This window comes from Chitinophaga sp. LS1 (assembly GCF_034274695.1).
Classification (GTDB): Bacteria; Bacteroidota; Bacteroidia; order Chitinophagales; family Chitinophagaceae; genus Chitinophaga.
The window spans coordinates 1,770,745-1,792,283 of the sequence record NZ_CP128362.1 but is presented as its reverse complement, the minus strand read 5'-3'; the positions used below and the strand labels follow the sequence as shown (position 1 = coordinate 1,792,283).

At 44.0% G+C, this 21,539-nt stretch carries 16 protein-coding genes; 11 read left to right on the top strand and 5 right to left on the bottom strand.

The genetic code is table 11. From position 1 onward, the window contains the following. Positions 1-22 precede the first annotated feature (22 nt). Positions 23-574 (bottom strand): hypothetical protein, encoded by a 552-nt coding sequence (locus QQL36_RS07320; RefSeq protein ID WP_083729831.1) that lies wholly within the window; start codon positions 572-574, stop codon positions 23-25. A gap of 293 nt (positions 575-867) precedes the next feature. Between QQL36_RS07320 and QQL36_RS07315 the strand changes: the two genes are divergently transcribed. The 5 genes from QQL36_RS07315 (at position 868) to QQL36_RS07295 (ending at position 10,985) form a co-directional block, all read left to right on the top strand. Then, positions 868-1,908, top strand: coding sequence for a WYL domain-containing protein (locus QQL36_RS07315; RefSeq protein ID WP_321569405.1), 1,041 nt, complete (start codon positions 868-870; stop codon positions 1,906-1,908). Positions 1,909-1,967: 59 nt separating this feature from the next. Further along, positions 1,968-3,572 (top strand): DUF6377 domain-containing protein, encoded by a 1,605-nt coding sequence (locus QQL36_RS07310; protein ID WP_321569404.1) that lies wholly within the window; start codon positions 1,968-1,970, stop codon positions 3,570-3,572. A 382-nt stretch (positions 3,573-3,954) separates the two neighbouring features. After that, positions 3,955-6,909 carry a SusC/RagA family TonB-linked outer membrane protein gene (locus QQL36_RS07305; protein WP_321569403.1) on the top strand — a complete coding sequence of 985 codons (2,955 nt, stop codon included), beginning with the start codon at positions 3,955-3,957 and terminating at the stop codon, positions 6,907-6,909. A gap of 23 nt (positions 6,910-6,932) precedes the next feature. Then, a complete protein-coding gene (locus QQL36_RS07300) occupies positions 6,933-8,477 on the top strand; it encodes a RagB/SusD family nutrient uptake outer membrane protein (protein WP_083729827.1) in 1,545 nt (514 codons plus the stop codon). 57 nt (positions 8,478-8,534) lie between these two features. Continuing rightward, entirely contained in the window at positions 8,535-10,985 is a 2,451-nt protein-coding gene (locus QQL36_RS07295) for a TIM-barrel domain-containing protein (RefSeq protein ID WP_321569402.1), read from the top strand. A gap of 339 nt (positions 10,986-11,324) precedes the next feature. Here the strand turns inward: QQL36_RS07295 and QQL36_RS07290 are convergent, their stop codons facing one another. From QQL36_RS07290 to QQL36_RS07275, 4 genes are all read right to left on the bottom strand, one after another. Beyond that, a complete protein-coding gene (locus QQL36_RS07290; RefSeq protein WP_321569401.1) occupies positions 11,325-11,618 on the bottom strand; it encodes a hypothetical protein in 294 nt (97 codons plus the stop codon). 596 nt (positions 11,619-12,214) lie between these two features. Continuing rightward, positions 12,215-13,306 carry a family 10 glycosylhydrolase gene (locus QQL36_RS07285; RefSeq protein WP_083722909.1) on the bottom strand — a complete coding sequence of 364 codons (1,092 nt, stop codon included), beginning with the start codon at positions 13,304-13,306 and terminating at the stop codon, positions 12,215-12,217. A gap of 24 nt (positions 13,307-13,330) precedes the next feature. After that, positions 13,331-14,434, bottom strand: a complete 1,104-nt coding sequence (locus tag QQL36_RS07280) for a carbohydrate-binding family 9-like protein (RefSeq protein ID WP_321569400.1) — start codon at positions 14,432-14,434, stop codon at positions 13,331-13,333. An 84-nt stretch (positions 14,435-14,518) separates the two neighbouring features. Continuing rightward, a complete protein-coding gene (locus QQL36_RS07275) occupies positions 14,519-15,409 on the bottom strand; it encodes a carbohydrate kinase (protein ID WP_321569399.1) in 891 nt (296 codons plus the stop codon). A gap of 359 nt (positions 15,410-15,768) precedes the next feature. On the opposite strand from QQL36_RS07275, the gene QQL36_RS07270 reads away from it, so the two are divergent. The 6 genes from QQL36_RS07270 (at position 15,769) to QQL36_RS07245 (ending at position 21,536) form a co-directional block, all read left to right on the top strand. Then, positions 15,769-16,395, top strand: coding sequence for a TetR/AcrR family transcriptional regulator (locus QQL36_RS07270; protein ID WP_083722912.1), 627 nt, complete (start codon positions 15,769-15,771; stop codon positions 16,393-16,395). Next, positions 16,385-17,785 (top strand): TolC family protein, encoded by a 1,401-nt coding sequence (locus tag QQL36_RS07265; RefSeq protein ID WP_321569398.1) that lies wholly within the window; start codon positions 16,385-16,387, stop codon positions 17,783-17,785. The genes QQL36_RS07270 and QQL36_RS07265 overlap by 11 nt, the downstream gene beginning before the upstream one ends. Before the next feature lie 41 nt (positions 17,786-17,826). Further along, the gene (locus QQL36_RS07260) at positions 17,827-18,924 is read left to right on the top strand and encodes an HlyD family secretion protein (protein WP_083722914.1); all 1,098 of its coding nucleotides are present in this window, start codon (positions 17,827-17,829) and stop codon (positions 18,922-18,924) included. 137 nt (positions 18,925-19,061) lie between these two features. Continuing rightward, a complete protein-coding gene (locus QQL36_RS07255; RefSeq protein ID WP_083722915.1) occupies positions 19,062-20,639 on the top strand; it encodes a DHA2 family efflux MFS transporter permease subunit in 1,578 nt (525 codons plus the stop codon). Positions 20,640-20,987: 348 nt separating this feature from the next. Then, positions 20,988-21,230 carry a hypothetical protein gene (locus QQL36_RS07250; protein WP_083722916.1) on the top strand — a complete coding sequence of 81 codons (243 nt, stop codon included), beginning with the start codon at positions 20,988-20,990 and terminating at the stop codon, positions 21,228-21,230. A gap of 57 nt (positions 21,231-21,287) precedes the next feature. Continuing rightward, complete coding sequence (locus QQL36_RS07245; protein ID WP_083722917.1) at positions 21,288-21,536, top strand: hypothetical protein; 249 nt, start codon at positions 21,288-21,290, stop codon at positions 21,534-21,536. The last annotated feature ends 3 nt before the right edge of the window (positions 21,537-21,539 follow it).

The window sequence follows — 21,539 nt, the reverse complement described above, 5'->3', positions numbered from 1 at the left end:
TAGGCATAGGAATCGTTCGCATTTAATACAACCAGCTTCTTTCCCGCAGCACTGTTTCCTTCTCGATACTGATCTCCTTAGCAAAAGGAGTCGCAGCATTGCTGCCATCAGTATTAATGTTACCCCGTATTCTGACGAGATAAGCATTTCGGCGCACGGTATTCGCATCAAAGGCGAATGTGAAAGATTTGGTTGGAGTTGAATACCCAGGTTGAAGCAGTTTACAATTTTCTGAAAGCTCAGTGAATGTAGTAGCTCCATTTCCAGGATTACAGTCGCTGACTGTGACAGAAAGTAGCGGAATGGTTTTAGATGTGTCTCCCGCTGGTGTAAGACTTACTTCCAGGTTTTTCAGCAAGGCGGATTCGTGTACATCTTCAAAATTAATATTCACCCGCACTTCCTGGTTGGCATTGATCATGAATTCCGGCTGTACTGACAGGTGTCTACCAACTGTGGTGTATGCTGCTTCCCTGTCATATACTATGATTGTGTCGAATTTGTAGGCAAGTAAAACATAGCCTCCAATAGCCAGGGCCAAGATTACTAGTGCTATACTGCCGTACCTGATCATGATGTAAAAGTAGTGCGGATTACGATCCCTGAGAATCCCTGAAAACAGGGGTTTTGTTTTTCAGAGATGTAAGTGGTTGATTATTAGTATTGTTTGGGGTTAGGTCAGAGCGGCTTAAAAAAGCCACTCCTAAACTAAAAGACACAAATTGTAAAAATGTCCTAATGGACGAAAAGCCGTAAAAGTTCGTATTGTCGTTATTGTTAAATCGACAATACAAATGTCTATGTCTACTGCGCAGTTTTTTTGCGCAATTAATTTTTTTTCCTACTTTTTGAAAAAATATCCCGGAAATGCCTGCTAATAAGAATGCTTTAATCCGATATAAAACCATTGACGCCTGCTTAAGAAACCGCCGGAGGAAGTGGACCCTGGAAGACCTGATAGATGCTGTATCTGATGCGCTGTACGATTATGAAGGTATTGACAAGGGCATTAGCCGTCGCTCCGTGCAGGCGGATATTCAAACTATGCGTAGTGACAAACTGGGATATAATGCTCCGATCATAGTAGTGAGTAAGAAGTATTATACATACGAAGATGCTGACTATAGCATCACAAATATTCCACTGAGTGAACAGGATCTGGGCAGAATGAATGAAGCGGTGGAAATCCTGAAACAGTTTAAAGGCTTCTCTCATTTCACGAATCTGAATGAAGTGGTACAGAAACTGGAAGACCACGTTTACTCCGCAGCGAACCAGACTGAATCAGTGATCGATTTTGAAAAAAATGAAAGACTGAAAGGACTGGAACACCTGGAGATTATATATCAATCCATCATTCAGCAAAAAGCGGTCACCATTACTTACCAATCGTTCAGGGCCAGAGCAGAAAGTACCTTCGAATTCCATGTATGGTGGCTAAAGGAGTTTAAAAACAGGTGGTTTGCAGTAGGGGTGAAAAACAAAACTGCACAAATTCAGAACCTGGCCCTGGACAGAATTGAATCAATCTGCTTTTGTCCGGAAGCGCTCTATGTAGAAAATGGCCGTATATCACCTGCCGAGTTTTACCATGACGTAGTCGGGGTGACGGTTTCCAATGAAAAAAGTGCTAAGAATGTAAAACTATTTGTTAGCCAGGAACATGCGCCTTATATTGCTACTAAACCCATGCACCATTCCCAGGAAATTCTTGAACACAGAGCGGATGGAATTGTTATTAAAATCAAGGTACAGCTGAACCTGGAACTTGAAAGAGAAATTCTTGGTTATGGAGATGGAATGAGGGTGTTAGCACCTGAAGGTCTCAGAAAGCGCATATATTGGAAGTTTAAAAATGGAATAACCGGTTATGATGAGGAAGATAAAGAAGCCAGCGCAGCTTCGTAGAAAACTGTAGTGCTCAGGAGTGACCATACTCTCCTACCCAATTCCACAAAATTGAACGAATGAAGTGTAAGATCATCTCGCTGTTTTTGCTCATGCATTATGGGCTGCTCCACGCCTTCCCCCAAAATGACAGCTTGCTGGAACGGTTAAACCATACTATCGAACAGGCTGCTGTGTATGATGCAGACAAACTCAGGCAGATCAATGCGCTGAGAGCTGAATTAATAAGTACTCATTCCCTTTCCCTTCGGGAACAGTTTGATATCTGCCAGCAGCTATATGAGCAGTTCAAAGTTTTTAAATTCGATTCTGCATTCGCGTACGCCCAGCAATTAAAATCCCTGGCGGAAAAGATGGAAGATTCCAGCCGGATCAATTATGCGGGTGTTAAACTGGGATTTGTGCTTTTGTCGTCGGGTATGTTTAAAGAAACCGGCGATTACCTGGCGGTGATTGATGTGCATAAATTGCCTGATAGCGCCAGGGCAGAATACTACGCATTGAAGAGCCGTTATTATTATGACCTTACGGATTATAGCAGCGACCAATATTTTGCACCCGGTTATACCCAGCTGGGAGGTGCCTGTATAGATTCCGCACTGGTACTTTTTAAACCCCATAGTTTCAGTTACGACTATAATTATGGATTGATGTATCAGAAAGCAGGTAACCTGGATAGTGCGGCCTATTATTATCGGTTAGCGGTGGCCCATACAGATCTGACAGTACACCAAACCGCGATTGCCACTTCTTCTCTGGGAAACATTTTTATTCGTACCGGCAAAAAGGATAGTGCTATCATTATGATGGCTATTGCTGCCATGGCAGATATTAAATCCAGTACCAAGGAAACTACTGCCATGTTTATTCTGGCGAGTCTCCTTTTTAAAGAACAGGATGTAAAGAATGCCTCGCGGTACATAGAATATGCTGTCACCGATGCCTCGTTTTACGGCGCCCGTCTCAGAAAAGTGCAGCTAAGTGCCATTGTTCCCATCATCGAGGGGGAAAAAATCAATACGGTAGAAGGACAGAAAAAAATGCTGTTCGTATACGCCACTATCGTTACGCTTCTCCTCCTGGTGCTGGTATGGCTGGCTATCATTATACTCAAGCAGTATAAAAAGTTGCAATCTGCCCAACAGGCCATTACTACAGCTCATGCCGTACAACAGGAAATTAACGAGAAACTGATGGAGGCGAATAAAATCAAAGAAGAATATATCGGTTATTGCTTCCAGATCAACTCTGCTTACCTCGACAAAATTAAGAAGTTCAAAAAGCTGGCCGACCAGAAATTGTCGGATAATAAATATAGCGAGGTCAAATACCTGGTAAATAATATAGACCTGAAGGATGAAAGGGAACAATTGTTCAGAAACTTTGACAGGATTTTCCTCCGCATCTTCCCCAACTTCGTCACCGTATTTAATTCCTTTTTCAAAGAAGAAGACCAGATCAGATTAAAAGAAGATGAATTGCTCAATACAGATCTTCGTATTTTTGCCTTAATAAGGATAGGCATCAATGACAATGTAAAAATTGCCCAGATTCTGGAGTACTCTGTTAACACGATTTACACCTATAAAACCAAGATCAAGAACAAGGCAATCATCCCAAAAGAGGAGTTTGAAGAGCGGCTAATGGACATAAAAGCACTGTAGAAACCATTATATATATAAATTCATAATTCGTTTGTAAGTAATTGACTATTAACTAATTTGTTATGAAAGAAAACCTGTTTTAAATATTATTTTCTATATCAGGGCCATATAAATTGCCCACCTGTTCAATCCGATTTATTTTGAATCATCAACCAAAGCCTGTGTTGTAGTTTATTGTAAACTGTAGTGACCCGGACGCGCAGCATTTTTTTAATTCCAGTTATGAAAGATCCAGTTATGATGACAGTCCTGTAACGGACTGAAACTTGTCTTTCTCATTTTTTTAATGGACCTAAGTACGTCAGCATGCCTGACCGTACACTCCATTCATTTCATTTTTCTATACGGCATCAATATTCCACAAACCAATAAAAACTGATCCATGACCAATCTCCTGTTTTGTAAGGTGCGGCTATTATGCTCGTTATTACTGCTAGTAGCAGGCATAGCCAGCGCCCAGAACCGGCCCGTCACCGGTAAAATAACAGACGAAAATGGCAACCCCGTTCCAGGTGCTACCGTTCAGGTAAAAGGTACGAGCACAGGTACTGCTGCCACTGTAGATGGTACTTTTAAATTAAGTGTTCCCCCCAATGCGAACACGCTTGTTATTTCCTTCATCGGTTATGTAAACCAGGAAGTGAGCATCGCCGGAAAATCTGAATTCTCCATTTCACTGGTACCTACCAGCACTACCCTCACCGATGTGGTGGTAGTAGGTTATGGTACTACCCGCAAAAAGGACCTGACAGGTTCGGTTGTCTCGATCAAATCGGCCGATTTTAACAAGGGGATCGTCACCGCCCCCGATCAGCTGATCCAGGGTAAGGTAGCCGGCCTCATGGTCATGAATAACAGTGGTGCACCAGGTGGCGCCACTACTGTAAGAATTCGTGGTAACTCCTCTGTAAGAACCGGTAACCAACCGCTATATGTGGTAGATGGTATGCCGCTGGATGGTCGTACCGCCAAACCATCTGTGAATGCAAATGGTTTAGGTCAGACCCCGGATGCCAACCCGCTTAATTTTATCAACTCCTTCGATATCCAATCCATGGATGTATTGAAAGATGCATCTGCTACCGCCATCTATGGTGCCAGAGGTGCCAATGGCGTGGTGATCATTACTACAAAGAAGGGACAGTCCGGGCCTCCAAAACTGGATGTCAATTACTCCGCTGGTGCCAGCAGTATTCTGAAAAAACTGGATGTACTGGATGCCGCAGGGTACAGAGCAGCACTGAAACAATATAACCTCACTTCCGGCGATGAGGGCAGCAATGTAGATGCCATGAACAGCATTCTCCGTACAGGTGTCACTCACAATGTGAATGTGGGTCTTAGCGGTGGAAATGATAATGGCGTATACCGTGCTTCTTTTGGTATGCTGGATCAACAGGGTATCGTAAAGAAAACCGGTCTGAAAAAGTATACTGCCAATCTGAATGGCCAGTTTAAATTACTGGACAACCAGCGAATAGGTATCGACTACTCTATTCAGGCTGCACATACCACGGAACAGATTGCGCCAATTACAAATGACGCCGGTTTTACCGGTAGCCTTATCGGTCAGGCATTGCAATGGAACCCTACCCTGGCGCTTCGTAAGGCAGATGGATCCTTTAACATATTGGGAGCCGGTTCAGCCATCAACCCGGAGGCAATGTCCGCCGCTTATGATGATGTGGTGAATGTGAACAGCATTCTGGCGAACCTCTCTCCTTATATCAAAATCACCAACGACCTGGAATACCGCTTTGTTTATAGCATCAACCATCAGGTGGGTGAAAGGGAAACGCAGATTGCTTCCTTTATTAATATCACTGGTGTACAGGATAACGGGCAGGCTTATTATGGAACCAATACCCTGACATCCCAGTTGTTCACCCACACCCTGAACTATAATAAACAGGTGACGAAAGCCCTGTTCGTTAGCGCTGTAGTCGGTTATGAAAGCCAGCAGTTTAACTACAAAGGCCGTAGTATGGGTGGTTTAGGTTTTACCACCGATGAGCTGAAGTATGTAGATATCCTGCAGAATCCTACTCAGACCAATACATTCATTTCTTCCTTTAGAAATCCGAAGTCAGAACTGCAATCCTACTTTGGCAGGGTTAACCTGAACTTCTTTGACAAATACCTGCTGACCGCTACCCTGAGAGCAGATGGTTCCAGCAAGTTCGGGGAGAACAATAAATATGGTTACTTTCCTTCTTTCGCCGCTAAATGGAATATCGCCAATGAGTCTTTCCTGAAAGATAATAAGACCATCAACCAGCTGGCACTGCGCGTAGGTTGGGGTATCACCGGTAACCAGGAGTTCCCTGCAGGTGCTGCACAGGAACAATATACCCTCAACGCCAATGGAGGCGCCAGTCTGAGTAATGTGGCCAATCCTAATCTGAAATGGGAAAGCTCAAAACAGCTGAATGCCGGTATTGACTATGCATTCTTCAACGGCAGATTGTATGGTAGCGTCGACTACTTCAATAAGAATACTACTAACCTGCTATTCAACTTCCCTGCTATTCAGCCGGCACCAGCATCCAATTACTGGATCAACCTGCCTGCCAACGTGATCAACAAAGGGTTTGAAATCGTAATTCGTGGCGATGTGGTGGCGACTAAAGATTTCACGTGGGATCTGGGGGTGAATGCCACTTTCCTGACCAACGAGCTGAGAAACTACGATGGCCCTCCGGTACTGACTGGCTCCATCAGCGGGCAAGGTGTGTCTAACGCTTATGCTCAGCGCCTGGTGAACAACATGCCATTGAACTCTTTTTATGTAAGACAGTTCGAAGGCTTTGATGACAATGGCCAGGGTATATACAAGGATAATGGTAACAGCATGTACTTCCTGGGGCAACCTAACCCCAAGACCATGATGGGTATCATCACCTCCGTGAATTATAAAAGCTGGACACTCGGTGCGAATATGCACGGTGCTTTCGGATTCGATATCTATAATAACACTGCCAATACAGTGTTGCCTATCGGCAACCTGGGATCCAGGAATATCGCCGCAAAACTGGTGGGTACCAAAGAGGCATTGTCCAACCCCATCACGGTATCCAGCCGTTACCTTGAAAAAGGCAATTTCATGAAAATGGATAACGTCACCCTCAGTTATAAAATCGGGAACATCGGAAAGGTGATCAAGAGCGCTTCTGTTTACTTAACAGGTCAGAACCTCTTTATCATTACCAAATACACCGGATTTGACCCTGAAGTAAATACGGATAAAAACATCAACGGGGTTACATCTCTGGGTATTGAATACTCACCTTATCCAACAGCCAGGAGCTTCCTCGCTGGTATCAATTTCTCGTTATAAATCACTGACCAAAAATTACTGACATGCGATCCAAAATAGCATATATAATACTAGTACTTGTAATAGGTGGAATGGCGTCCTGTACGAAACTGGATGAAAAATTAGGTTCCACATTAACCAAGTCTCAGGCAGATTCTGTGATCAAAGTGGCTGCACTATTGGTGACAGCTTACGATGGACTTCAGTTGCCTTTTCAGGACCAATCCAACTATTGGGCCTTATGCGAAATGACAGCTGACGAAGCCGTGGCGCCTACCCGCGGTGGTGACTGGGATGATAATGGGGTATGGCGGGCATTGAAACTACACAACTGGAATTCGGACCATACCTTCATTAGTAATGCATTTACGAATATTCTTCAGTTGCAGTTCCTGGCTACGAACGTGCTGAACTTCAAGCCCAGCGATGCACAGGCGGCAGAGGCCCGTTTTCTGCGTGCATTTTCGATGTTTGCGACCCTTGATGGATGGGGACAGGTACCTTTCCGTAACCCGGGCGATACTTTGCTGAATGCACCTAAAGTGTTGAAGGCAGACGAAGCAACAGACTATCTCATCAGTGAGCTGGAAGCGATCATTCCAACACTTTCTGACAGTGCACAGGCTTATACCGCCAATAAAAATGCTGCAAGGGCATTGCTCATGAAAGTTTATCTGAACAGAGGAGCGTTTCTGAACAGACAATCACCCACCTTTGATGCAGCGGATATGCAAAAGGTGATTACATTGGCAGATCAGATTATTGCATCAGGTAAGTATAGCCTGGCCAATAATTTCTTTTCCAATTTCGCTTACAATAATGATATAATCGGTACAGAAAATATCTTTACCCAGCGCAATGGACCTGGCTATAGTACTGCCAGAAGTGGTAACTCTTCTTTTTGCCGCTGGGCCCCTACTCTGCACTATAATCAGGATCCAAGCGGATGGAATGGCTTCACGACTATCTCAGATTTCTATGATAAGTTTGAGGCCACCGATACCCGCAGAGGTGGCAGCTATGCTGGTGTGACTGATGTAACAGGTCTGAAAGTAGGCTTCCTGCTTGGGCAACAATATGGGGCCGGTGGTGTAGCGCTTGAAGATAGAAAGGGTCATGCACTCATCTTTACAAGAGAACTGAAATTGCAGGAAACAGATCAGGCGACCCTGGAAGTGTCCGGTATCCGTGTGGTGAAATATCCGCCAGACCTGACTTCCAAAGAATCAAGGAATAGTAATAACGCGAGCAATGACTATGTGTTTCTGCGTTATGCAGATGTATTGCTCATGAAAGCAGAAGCAATGCTGCGCACTGGCGATGCAGCAGGTGGATTGTTAGTAGTGAATGACCTGCGAGTAAAACGTGGTGCTTCTGCATTTACAGAATTGACCCTCGATAACCTGATTGACGAAAGAGGCCGTGAAATGTACTGGGAAGGCTGGCGCAGAGAGGATCTGATCCGTTTTGGTAAATTCCTCGATACATGGCAGCTGAAACCTGCTGACGATCCTAAATATTTGTTATTCCCTATTCCCACCAGCGACCTTTCGGTTAATAAGAACCTGGTTCAGAACACAGGTTATTAATCACATACATCAGCTGACGGATCTGTCGCCGTCGGCTGATGTTGTTAAAGTCATCATATGAACAGATTAGTTTGGATTGCTATGGTAGTGTTGACGACACTATCAGGCAGCAGGGTGCTCTTTGCCCAGAATGGTGTCGTGAATGCAGGCGATGTAAAACAGGTACGCATTGGGAAAGGCCAGGTGAACCTTACTACTACACATGCTTATGTACAGATAAGTATATACAATGATAGCGTGATCAGGGTAAGAATGGACCGGCAGCCGCTGGGGGATGATTTTTCTTATGCGGTTATGGCCCATCCATCTCCCGGGTCAGCGACTATCAAAGAAGCGAATGACCAGATCAACATTACCACCACACTCATACAAGCCCGTGTGAGTAAACGGCCTTTCTCCATTTCTTTTTATACCCCGGATGGTCAGCCCATCAACGAAGAAGAAAGCGGATTAACGACTTCATGGGTGGATAATACAGTAACAGCGTACAGGAAAATGCAGCCAGAAGAGCGCTTTATCGGATTGGGAGAAAAGAACGGACCACTGGATAGAGCAGGTACTGCGTATACAAACTGGAACTCCGATGTATTTGGTTATAGAACGGATCAGGATCCGCTTTACAGCACTATTCCTTTTTACATAGGTATTCATCATGGGTTGGATTATGGGATCTTCCTGGATAATACGTACCAGTCGGATTTCAATTTCGGCGCCAGTAATAATCGTTTTTCATCCTTTGCAGCGAGAGGGGGTGAAATGAATTATTACTTTATTCATGCACCTTCTGTAGCGGGTATTATACAAGCTTATACAGGGTTGACAGGTAGAATACATATGCCGCCATTGTGGAGCCTGGGCTATCAGCAGAACCGATATAGCTATTATCCCGATCAGGAGGTGTTACGTATTGCACAGACACTGAGAGAAAAGAAAATACCGGCAGATGGGATTACACTGGATATTCATTATATGGATGCTTATAAACTGTTTACATGGGATAAAAATCGTTTTCCTGATCCGGCAGGATTGATCAGTAAACTAAAGCAGCAGGGATTTCAACTCACTGTTATCAATGACCCTGGAATCAAAGTGGAGAAAGGTTATGCCGCCTATGAAAGTGGTGTGCAGGAAAATGTGTTCATCAAGTATGTAGATGGACAATTGTATACAGGGCAGGTATGGCCTGGTTGGTGCCACTTTTCTGATTTTACGAGTGAGAAAGGACGTAACTGGTGGAAGCAGCAATTGAAGTCATATGTAGATGTAGGCGTAGCCGGGTTTTGGAATGATATGAATGAAATCGCGACCTGGGGACAAAAGATGCCGGATAATGTGTTGTTTGATTTTGATGGTCATGGCACAACACACAGGCAGGCGCACAATGTATATGGATTGGAAATGGTGAGGGCAAGTTATGAAGGCGCGCGGGGGGCAATGAATAAACGGCCGTTCATACTCACAAGGGCCGGGTATGCGGGTTTACAGCGCTATTCAGCTATCTGGACTGGTGATAACAGGGCTGAAGATGATCATATGCTGGCAGGAGTACGTATCATGAATAGCCTGGGCATAAGTGGTGTACCGTTTACAGGAATGGATATCGGTGGTTTTACTGGCAATGCGGGAGTTGGTCTTTATACACGATGGATGCAGCTGGGTGCTTTCCTGCCTTATTTCAGGAATCATACAGCTGTCAATACTAAATCGGCAGAGCCATGGGCATTTGGAGAAGAAGCGCTGGAGGTATCGCGGAATTATATCAATCTGCGCTATCGGTTATTGCCATATATCTATAGTGTGTTTTATGAAGCGATGGAGACGGGTATGCCGGTGATGCGTTCATTGGCTATCAATTACACGCAGGATGCGCGTGTGTATGACAGCCGTTTCCAGCAACAGTTTCAGTTGGGTAATGCATTTATGATTGCGCCTTTTGAAAGTACCCAGCAGTATGGAGAAATCTATTTTCCACAGGGTGGCTGGTATGATCTGTATACAGATGAACAGATAGCAGGTGGGCAGATAAAGATCAATACATTGGGGATGCATGAGCTACCAGTATATGTAAAGGCAGGCAGTATAGTACCGATGCAATCACTGGTACAGACTACGGCGGAGCGGCCGAATGATACGTTGTACCTGCATGTGTATAAAGGGGATACTGCCAATGCGATTGTTTATTATGAAGATGATGGGCAGACATATGATTATGAAAAGGGTGGTTATTACAAGCGAACAATACGCTATGATCACCAGCTGATCCTTGACGAGGCAACAGGCAGCTACACGTCAAAGTTTAGTAATATCAGCCTGATACTGCATGGGTTTGGGCCATTGCAGCAGGTGAAAGTCAATGGTGGGGTACAACCTATATTATCTTCCGGCATCAGTTTCCTCTCTCCTATTTCCCGTTTTGATCCACAGGGTGGGTATGCCACAACAGCTGTTTGCCAGGTGCAGGCACTGAGCATAAAAAATAGTGCGGATAGGATTGTGGTGGAATTTTGATGCAGCCTGTTACCCGGTTGGGGGTAGGTATTGGTTGCCTCCACCGGGACCAGGCAAGATTACAGGCTGGCTGGTTTGAACCAGCCGGCCTTCTTTTCTTAAAATGGTTTTCATGCCTGTTGGTGAATTCTCTCTTTCATGATTTTTTATATTTAAGAATGAACAAGGTGAACACTAACATAGAAGAATGAACGAAATGGCGTGAGGAAAACCTAAAAGTATGATGTAAATTCGAGTTGTACAATTGATAATAGTTAACCACAACCTATGTTAAGATGACACAGCTTATTCATTTATATACAAGATTTCCATTACCACATTATTTGCCAAAACAGCGCTTCAAAAGAGTGTTGCTCTCAATGTTATGTTTTTCAGAGCGGTAAATTTCTCATAGGGTATAGTAGAAATATGAAACCCGGGAATTATTACTGATACCTGGTCTTTAACTTTTGGGGAGTTGAAGAGAGGGGGAGTATTGTCGTCTACTATCTCTGATTGAAGAGAGGGGGAGTATTGCCACCTGCTGTCTTTGAGCGCAGAGAGGGTTGAATAGCCGTCTACTTTCTTTGACTGAAGAGAGGGGGGAGTATTACCGTCTACTTTCTTCAGCAAAAATTTTGATTTTGGGTTCATACATAGATGTTTTCATAACGGGTTATTAATAGTACCCACTATTAACAACAGCTTATAATGCATACCCCGGGATTCATTCCTGAAACCCGGTATCTTATTGAATTATATTCGATCGTATGGGTGATCTAATAATAGTGATATTAAAAAATTAGGGGATAATTCATATGTGTAACCGGATGCTAATCCTGGTAGCCGGATTTTTTTAAAACATTATTTAAAAGCAGTATTCATAAACAGTATTCATAAAAAATATTTCGATGAACATATACAATCTCATCTCATTAAAAAATCCTTGTTCCATTCCTGGTTTAAGGAGGTGTCTATATACAAGTCATAAGTAACAAATCGAGGACCAAACACGCAGGAACTATTCCTGGTTCCTGATTCAATATTCCTGATTCAATTTATCCAATAAGAGAAAAAGAATTATTACCTGCTATTATTGAAATGTTACATATACAACGGCTCATGTTTAGCTTAACTCAGCAAAGACCAATCCTGGTCTTTGAATATACAAACATGTTTTTCATTGACGCATAAAAAACCGGGGACCTGCAAAGATCCCCGGTCTTTTTACCAAATGCAAAATGAAATGTTTATACAGTCGCTTTTTGCAATGCCTGCAATACCTCAGGTGTCACACCACCAAACAGTGATACACCAGATGCACCATGCTGTATCGCGAGCCGGATACCCTTCTCCAGGTCAGCCATGTTACCATTGAAATCCGGCAGGTACAAACCTGCATACAGTGGGAAACGACCATCCAATCCCCTGATACCTTCAGCTACTGCGTCGCCTATCCAGCCCACACCTTCCTGGTAGAATCCATGATATATCATGGGGCATACTGCATTCAATGGCCAGTTAGTCCAATCCTGTCTTACAATGCGTTTCGCAATTTCAGGTGTTGGAAATACTGCTGCTGAAATAGGTTTCTTATGTTTTTTCGCTACATCCGCCAGGTTGGTCACAACGTTTGTAATGCGGTCATACCTGAACTTACGCCAGGAAGGACTCTGGTCAGGATGTTGCAGCTCCAGCGGATCTTTGCCATACAGATCTTTATACTTAGTTCTGCAGGTTTCGCAATAGCAGAAATCGTATTCCGGTAATTCTTTTGACTGATCAATACCGTAATTACTCCATAAGTTTACGGGCAGAATCACATCACAATATCTTACATAATCCAGGTGTAATCCATCTACATAATCTTTTGACAACGCTGCTTCAGCCTGCTCTTTCAGGTAGTTAACAGTTTCAGGTTTGCTTGGACAGAGCCAGCGATAATAGCCTACGTAAGGAGGATGTGTAGCACAGCTTTCACCTTTACGGTTCTGCGCATACCACTCCGGATGGCTTTCCAGCAACTCCTTCTCTCCCCTGTTCATGGTCCAGATCCAGCGGTGTGCTTTGATACCGTTCTCTTTTGCAATTCTGAAATGTCTTTCGCTGTCTGCTTCAAACATGATGTCACCGATACCTGCTTTTTTATAAGCCGCATAGCGCTGACGAATGTCTGCATCAGTATCCTTTTCATCTGGATTGATCCAAACGCGGTGTTTGATTTTGGTAGCAGCAGCATCTGCATCAGCTGTTTTTTCTGCTTTTACGATAGCAGGAAGTCCGGCCCCCATGATGGCTACGCTGCCAAGGCCGATTGATTTAAGGAAATTACGTTTGTTCATAGTGTTGGACCTGTAATAATGTTGTTAGTGTTTTTTGGTTGTTACTTTTCCTTCCTGATCTATACTGGCTTTGTGCGCGCCTGTCTTGTCGCTGATCGTAGCGGTAAATTGTCCTGAAATTGCTTCCATAGACAATGTATAAGTAATGCCATAGGCTGTAAATGTCGTTTCAGTGATACCAAGGTCACTTAGTGATGAAGCATAACGTCCGTGTGACTGGCGGTAAGCATTTTGCTGATGATATACTTCCCAGAGATTTTCCTTTGCTTCTTCGATAGCAGGGATAGCTATTTTAACTGGTGTGCTGCCTACCGGTTTTTGTACGAAGAACAGGTAGCCCCATTTCTCTGGTGCGTGCATATTGATGATGCCCTGTGGAGACCATACCCAGTTATGTTCTGGCAATGGCTTGCCGGTAGTTTTATCTTTACGCTTTACATATTTACCATTCACGATATCAGTATCCCATTCTACCCTGGAAAAATTGATTCTCCACATGGTACTGTCTTTCATTCTGATATGTTGGTTAAAGAAACCAAATGCACTAAATGGAATAGACATTTCTACCGTCCATTTTTTGTCTTTATCGCCAGGTTTATTCAGTGTGCCATCGATATGTGTAGCGGTGCGCATGCCTTGTGCATCCCAGTTCATGAGGGCATCTCCGTTTTCACGGTAAGGCTTGGGCATGAACAGATCCATCACCGTATTATATGGATTGATCTCTAATTCAAAGTACTGGTGGGTATCGCCATCCGGATCTACGAATATTTCAAAGTCATTGTCATGGTAAATGATGGTATCATGCTGGTGGAGAGTGGCCCATATATTGGCATCTTCCAGTTCAGCCAGAATGTACAAATGATCCTGGTCCCACAGCATTTTGAGTCTGGTGCGCATAGCAGGAGCAGGTTGTTTATCCCCTTCTATGTCTGTGAAATCCTGACTCCATTCAGCCTTTTGCCAGGCTGCTTCGTCTGGTTTTCCATCCAGCTTAATGGGTGTGGTGGTTTGATAAACCTGATATTGTCTGGGAGCCAGATAGGCTGCTTTCTTTTGTGCATAGGAAGGGAGGCTCAGACAGGCCAATCCCAATCCTGCAATCACATGACGGATAAGTTGAGACATGAGTTAAATATAATAAAAGTCAACTGGGGTTTTCAAGTAAACTCAATGGATGGTATGAATTGTTGATGAATTAAGAATATTCTATCACTTTACCTGTTGGATCAGGGCAATGATTTCATCCGGATTATATGCCGGACAACCGCCATGGTACGAGGCTACCAGTGCCCCCAATGCACAGGCGTAAGCCAGTGTGATTGCTGGTGGTGTATTGATAATCCTGTTGTAAAGGAAACCAGCCAGGAATGCGTCGCCGCTGCCAATCGTGTCTGCGACCGTTACCTGATATCCCGGATGCTGATAAAAGACGTTGTCTTCGAGTAAAGCCGCCCCTTTATCACCCAGTGTCACGATGATGGTAGGTATGTCATATTTCTGACTAAATGCAAGGACTCTTTCTTCCATATCTGCCGGAAACTGGTACCAGTCTCCTATCAGTTTCAGTTCTGCTTCATTGATCTTCAGGATCTGGCATTGTTGTAAAAGCAATTCCACCAGTTCCTGTGTAAAATGAGGCGGGCGCAGGTTGATATCCAATACCAGTGTACGATCACCATTCAGCAGTGACAGCAAGGTTTCTCTGCTTACCTCATTTCTCGAAGCCAGACTCCCAAATACCAGGTATCCAGGTGTTTTTGCAATTTCCTGCAGGCCAGCAGAAGGCTGTATAAAATCCCAGGCTACTGGTTGTACAATTTCGTATTGCATTTCATTTGTAGCTGCCAGGCGGGCATACACTTTTCCGGTTTCGTGTGCCGGATCTCTCTGGATAAAGGTGGTATCCAACTGTAGCTGTTGCATGACCTGTCGGAGGTCATCTCCATCTGCATCATCCCCCGTCGACGATATCATCGCGACTGGTACTCCCAGTTTCTGCAGGTGATAAGCCACATTCATAGGGGCTCCACCTGGCAATTTCTTATCTGGAAGTATATCCCATAATATTTCTCCGAAGCAGGCAACTTGATACGGTTTCATGATTATTCTGTTAAGCTGGCGCATATTAATGATTTTCAGTTAAAAAGCCAGAGCATTGGACAATGCTCCGGAGTTGGCACGTTCAATCTTGGATGTTCTAAGAAAGAACTTATAACAATGGACAATATGTTCAAATAAGCTGTTTTACCTAAGTTAACCAGACTCAACTAAACCATTTTGTTCATTTTGATTTTCATCTTGCCAGTTTATTCACGCGTGCCTGGTCATATTATATTAACCTACATTTTCCTTGGCAACCTTAAAATCAGCTTAAAAACGCACTTTTTTACCAAATATTTAAACGATCGTTTGATTAAATTAAATGTTTGTTTAACTTTGTGCCCACAATTCGGTAGAAGATGGAATACAATCACAAGCAATTAGCAATCCTGGATGCAGCAGAACAGCTGTTCGCCTCCCAGGGGTTTCACGGAACCTCTGTCAGGGATATTGCTCATGCCGCTGATGTGAACATCGCGATGATTTCTTACTACTTCGGTTCAAAGGAGAAATTGATTGAAGCGATTTTTCTGAAAAGGATCGTGGGGTGGAAATCAGTTTTGGAAACTGTGCTGACGGATGAGTCACTTACGTTCGAAACCCGCTTTGACAGGCTGGTGGATACATATGTTGGACGGATCTTCAATAATCCCTGTTTTAATCTGATGATGATGCGCGCGCAGATTCAGGCTGATCTCGGGGTGAACGACCTGATCCACCAGAATAAAATGGAAGTGCATGGTATCATCAGTTCATTTATCAAGGCAGGGCAGGAAAAAGGGGTGTTCAATGAGGGGGTCGACATATTGATGATGGTCAATACTATGATAGGTACAACCAACCATATAATGTCCACCAGGCATCATTTTGCCAGAATTTCCGGGCTTGAGCATCTTACAGATGATCAATTACAGCAGCATCTTGTTATACATATCAGTAATCATTTAAAAAAATTGTTAAAAGCCATTCTTATCCATGAAGCTTAATAGCACATACAGGCGATTATGGTCTCTGACAGTGGGAGTATTGTTGACGCTGTCATACTTTGGCAGTCAGGCGCAGGAAAAGAGAACCCTGTCATTGAAGGAAGCCATATCGCTTAGTATTCAGAACAGCAAACAATTGAAGCTCAGCCAAACCAAAATAGATGCGGCTTTGTCCTCAGTAAAAGAAGCTAAAAACGCGCAATTACCCGAAGCCAGTGTATCTGGTTCCTACCTCAGAATCAACTCACCAAACATATACGGTCCACTCCTGGGGGGTAGCAGCGATAGCTCTGGTAGCGGTAGTTCTTTTCCTAAAGTAAACTCTCTCGCCTACGCTTTGGCCAATGTATCCATCCCGGTTTTCTCCGGTTTCATGATCCAGAGCCAGAAAGAATCTGCCAAATACCTGGCAGAAGCAGCAAGACTGGATGCAGTGAAAGATCGTGAAGCAGTTATCCAGAATACTATCAATGCATACAGCAACCTGTACAAAGCACAGCAGGCTGTAGCACTGGTAAAAGAAAACCTGAGACAACAGGAACAGCGTGTAACAGACTTTACCAACCTCGAAAAGAACGGGCTGGTAGCAAGAAACGACCTGTTGAAAGTACAACTGCAACAATCAAACGTAGATGTGTCCCTGTTGGAAGCAGAAAGTAACCTGAAAATTGCAAGCATCACAATGGACCTGCTGGTGGGGATTCCGGAAAGCACTGACCTGGAAGCGGTAACCGATACTTACGACCAGGGTGTGGTAGCAAATGGTAAAGGTGTAGCAGAATGGGAGCAGGTAGCAATGACCAATCGCACAGATAACGCTGCACTGCAGGCTCGCGAAAAAGCTGCTACCGCAGGTGTGAAAGCTGCAAAAGGTGGATACTATCCTTCCGTAGCAATTACTGGTGGTTATGTAGCACTGACTATTCCTAATGCTTTCTCAGTAACCAATGCAGTGAATGCAGGTGTAGGTGTGAAATATAATATTTCTTCCCTCTGGAAAAACAGTGTGAAAGTTGATGATGCTAAGATACAGCTGGCGCAGGTACGTGTAAATGAAGAGATGCTGCAGGATAACATTCACATCAGTATCAACAGAGCTTATCAGGACTACCTGGTAAACCAGAAGAAGATCGATATGTACCAGAAAGCCATCGACCAGGCCGAAGAGAACTACAAGATCGTAAAGAACAAGCAGGAAAATAACCTCGCTACGACTACCGATCTGCTCGAAGCTGACGTCGCTAATATCCAGGCAAAACTGAACTATGCGTTCGCAAAAGCAGATGCAATGGTTGCTTACTCCAAATTACTGGAAACAGCAGGTGTGCTGAACGAAGCAGGTACAGAAGGAACTACAACGACCGGTACCACAACTACAACCGGTAAATAATTATCTCAGTAACAACTTATTAATATCATATATCGCATTATATGGAAACGCAATCAAATCAAGCGCCTAAGAAAAAGAACTCCACCTTCATCATCGTTTTGGCCGTGTTGGTAATAGGTGGTGGTGCATTTGGTATCACTAAATATATTCATGGTCAACACCACGAAGAAACAGATAACGCTCAGGTTGAAGCAAATGTGAGCCCTGTTATCCCTCGTGTAACCGGTTATGTGAAAGAAGTACGTGTAAAAGATAACCAGAAAGTTAAGAAAGGCGACACCCTCGTTATCCTCGATGACAGTGATCTGAAGATCAAACTGGCACAGGCTGAAGCCGCTCTGGCTGCAGCAGAAGCACAGGTATCTGTAGCTACTGCTAATACTACTGCTGCCCGTTCCAACATCGCTTCTTCTTCTGCTAACATCGGTGCTGTAGATGCACAGATCAAAGCTGCTGAAGTAAACGTATGGCGTGCAAACCAGGACTACGAACGTTACAACAACCTGATCAAAGATCACTCTATCACTCAGCAACAATATGAGCAGGCACTGGCTACGAAGCAAACTGCTGAACGTCAGCTGAAAGTATTGCAGGAGCAGAAAGAAGTAGCTTCCCGCCAGACCAGCGCTGTTGGTTCCCAGGCAAATGCTACTGCTGAATCTATCAATGCTGCCAAAGCGATCATCAAAGAACGTCAGACAGAAATAGACAATGCAAAACTGCAACTGAGCTATACTATCATTCTCGCTCCTGAAGATGGTGAACTGTCAAAAATTTATGTACAGCCAGGTCAGCTGGTGCAGGCTGGTCAATCCCTGTTCAGCGTAGTATTATCCAACGATATATGGGTAGTTGCTAACTTCAAGGAAACTCAGCTGGATAAAATGAAACCAGGTCAGGAAGTAGAAGTACATGTAGACGCTTTTCCAGGTAAAACGCTGAAAGCGAAAGTAGCTTCTTTCTCTCCTGCTACCGGAGCTCGTTTCGCACTGTTGCCTCCAGATAACGCTTCTGGTAACTTCGTGAAAGTGGTGCAACGTCTGCCTGTAAAGATCGAATTCGAAAATGCATCTTCACAGCCAGAAGTTAAACAACTCCGCCCAGGTATGAACGTGTTGGTGGATGTTCACCTCGACTAATTTTTCAATCGCCGGTGATCAATTACGAATTACGGGAAAGGACTCACATTCGTACTTCAGACTGGATATAAATATCGCTTGGCTGTAATTCGTAATTGAACATCTGCGGATTGATCACTATAAAATAATTCAACATCATGCAACAAGAGAATCTGGTAGAATATGGTGCCCGCAGGGTCATCATTACAATCACTGCCATTTTTTGCGCCTTGCTGGAGATCGTGGATACCACCATCGTGAACGTGGCTCTGAATGACATGCGCGGAAATATGGGAGCTACCTTGAGTGAGATCGGTTGGGTGATCACAGCGTATGCGATTGGTAACGTAATCGTGGTTCCGATGACCAGCTGGTTGTCACAACAATTCGGTAGACGTAACTACTTTGCAGTTTCTATAATAATCTTTACCATTTCCTCCTTCCTTTGCGGTAACGCACACACATTGTGGGAACTGGTATTGTTCCGCTTCATACAAGGTTTAGGTGGTGGTGCACTGCTGGTAACTTCTCAAACGATTATCACTGAAAGCTACCCTCCTGAAAAACGTGGTATGGCACAGGCCATCTATGGTTTGGGTGTGATCATCGGACCTACCCTCGGCCCTCCTTTGGGTGGTTATATCGTAGATAACTTCGCGTGGCCATATATCTTCTACATTAATATTCCAATCGGGGTGATTGCTACACTGCTTACACTGCAGTTCGTACGTAGTCCTAAATATGCAGAGAAGAAGTCAGCGAGTGAAATTGACTGGTGGGGTATTGGCTTCCTGGCAATGGCCGTTGGTTCGCTACAATATGTATTGGAACGCGGACAGGAAGATGACTGGTTCAACGATACAACCATCCTCGTATTAGGTGTCGCTGCGGTATTAGGTTTCTTCTTCTTTATATGGAGAGAACTGGTATATAAAAATCCGATCGTAGAGTTAAGGGTATTGGCGAATCCAAACCTCCGGGTAGGTACATTACTATCCTTCCTGTTAGGTTTCGGTCTGTACGGATCTACTTTCATCATTCCACTGTATACGCAGGGACTGCTTGGATGGACCGCAACTCAGTCAGGTATGCTCATGATACCGGCGGCATTGATGACCGCCGTTATGATGCCACTGATTGGTAAGCTGCTGGAAAAAGGGATACCTAATCAGTATCTGGTAGCCGCAGGTATGGTGCTGTTCTTTGTATATAGCTTCTGGGGATACAAAATCATAACTCCCGATACAGGTAAAGATGATTTCTTCTGGATGCTGATCGTACGTGGTATTGGTATGGGTATGCTGTTCATCCCGATCACAGCACTGTCTCTTTCTACCCTGAAAGGACAACAGATTGGTCAGGGTGCTGCATTCACGGGTATGATGCGTCAGCTGGGAGGTTCCTTCGGGGTGGCACTGATTACGACCTTCGTGTCAAGACGTAATGAGCTGCACCGTATGGACCTGGTGAGCAAGCTGGATACCAACAATCCTGAAGTGATGAACAGAGTCCATTCCGCTGCAGCTTCCTGGGCAAGCAAGGGCATGGATACGAAATCAGCGTTGGGTAGTGCTTATCAGGGACTTGAGTACAGCGTATTGAAACAGGCGACAGTAATGTCCTATATGGATGTGTTCCTGTATCTCGGCATCCTGTTCCTCGTCTGCGTACCATTCGTACTCATGGTGAAGAGCAACAAACAACAAGGTAAACTAGACGCAAGTGCAATGCACTAAAAGATATTAAAGATATGTTACTAACAGTGTAACAGTTGTAGGTTTAGGTAATGAGCCGGAGTATTCTTACTCCGGCTTTCTTATGTCCGTTGCCAATATATTATTTTCTATATGCATATGTGTACAATTTGCCAACAATAGTTATTCACATTTTCATTTTTTGCCACAAATGTGGAAAAAAATACTCGAAGATATACCTGGGTATAGTACCTTTATGCTACCTAATGCAGTGGCATTGGGTTTGCCCCAAATATTAGCATCGGAATTGTCATTGTTTAACAGCATCTGGACAGTATTGTAAAAAACCAAAAGGAAAAAGATCGAAACCGGATCCCAAAATTTACCTTTATGAAGAGAATTGCATTTGCGTTTGCTACCATAGGAACAGTATTCGCCGTATTAGCACAATATGCTATCACAAACGATTGGGCCTGGTTCCGGGTATTTCACACCCTGGGCTTTATAGGCTACATCTTCATCATTAGTGCGGCTGCATTCTTCTCTCTGATGTTCATACATCAGCTCTCAAGAGATGAAAAAGTAAGAATGCGCAACCGTAGTATGGATATAGATGGAAGCATCGATGTGTAACCGGCCGCTGACCTTTGTTAACCGACGCCATTATTAAAAACACTGGGAAATAGTCCGATGGAGGATTTTAATTTTATTCTGAAATTTGAGTACAAAGGAAAACCGCACATCATCGAAGTGCGGCCATGGGTACAGACTTATAAGATTGCATTTAAAGTTACCGTAGAAGAACACGAAGTCATATTTGAACAGGATGAAGAAGGTCGCTTGCGTGCTATCAGTGAGGTGCCCCACTCCTCCAAATCAGTAGATCACGGACTCATTGCCTTTATTGCTGAAAAGATTGAAGAAGCGCTGGCTGGGTAAGGG

Bases quoted from the DNA above. Each gene is read 5' to 3' on its own strand.
- QQL36_RS07320 (WP_083729831.1), bottom strand. From the start codon at position 574: ATGATCAGGTACGGCAGTATAGCACTAGTAATCTTGGCCCTGGCTATT.
- QQL36_RS07315 (WP_321569405.1), top strand. From the start codon at position 868: ATGCCTGCTAATAAGAATGCTTTAATCCGATATAAAACCATTGACGCC.
- QQL36_RS07310 (WP_321569404.1), top strand. From the start codon at position 1,968: ATGAAGTGTAAGATCATCTCGCTGTTTTTGCTCATGCATTATGGGCTG.
- QQL36_RS07305 (WP_321569403.1), top strand. From the start codon at position 3,955: ATGACCAATCTCCTGTTTTGTAAGGTGCGGCTATTATGCTCGTTATTA.
- QQL36_RS07300 (WP_083729827.1), top strand. From the start codon at position 6,933: ATGCGATCCAAAATAGCATATATAATACTAGTACTTGTAATAGGTGGA.
- QQL36_RS07295 (WP_321569402.1), top strand. From the start codon at position 8,535: ATGAACAGATTAGTTTGGATTGCTATGGTAGTGTTGACGACACTATCA.
- QQL36_RS07290 (WP_321569401.1), bottom strand. From the start codon at position 11,618: ATGAACCCAAAATCAAAATTTTTGCTGAAGAAAGTAGACGGTAATACT.
- QQL36_RS07285 (WP_083722909.1), bottom strand. From the start codon at position 13,306: ATGAACAAACGTAATTTCCTTAAATCAATCGGCCTTGGCAGCGTAGCC.
- QQL36_RS07280 (WP_321569400.1), bottom strand. From the start codon at position 14,434: ATGTCTCAACTTATCCGTCATGTGATTGCAGGATTGGGATTGGCCTGT.
- QQL36_RS07275 (WP_321569399.1), bottom strand. From the start codon at position 15,409: ATGAAACCGTATCAAGTTGCCTGCTTCGGAGAAATATTATGGGATATA.
- QQL36_RS07270 (WP_083722912.1), top strand. From the start codon at position 15,769: ATGGAATACAATCACAAGCAATTAGCAATCCTGGATGCAGCAGAACAG.
- QQL36_RS07265 (WP_321569398.1), top strand. From the start codon at position 16,385: ATGAAGCTTAATAGCACATACAGGCGATTATGGTCTCTGACAGTGGGA.
- QQL36_RS07260 (WP_083722914.1), top strand. From the start codon at position 17,827: ATGGAAACGCAATCAAATCAAGCGCCTAAGAAAAAGAACTCCACCTTC.
- QQL36_RS07255 (WP_083722915.1), top strand. From the start codon at position 19,062: ATGCAACAAGAGAATCTGGTAGAATATGGTGCCCGCAGGGTCATCATT.
- QQL36_RS07250 (WP_083722916.1), top strand. From the start codon at position 20,988: ATGAAGAGAATTGCATTTGCGTTTGCTACCATAGGAACAGTATTCGCC.
- QQL36_RS07245 (WP_083722917.1), top strand. From the start codon at position 21,288: ATGGAGGATTTTAATTTTATTCTGAAATTTGAGTACAAAGGAAAACCG.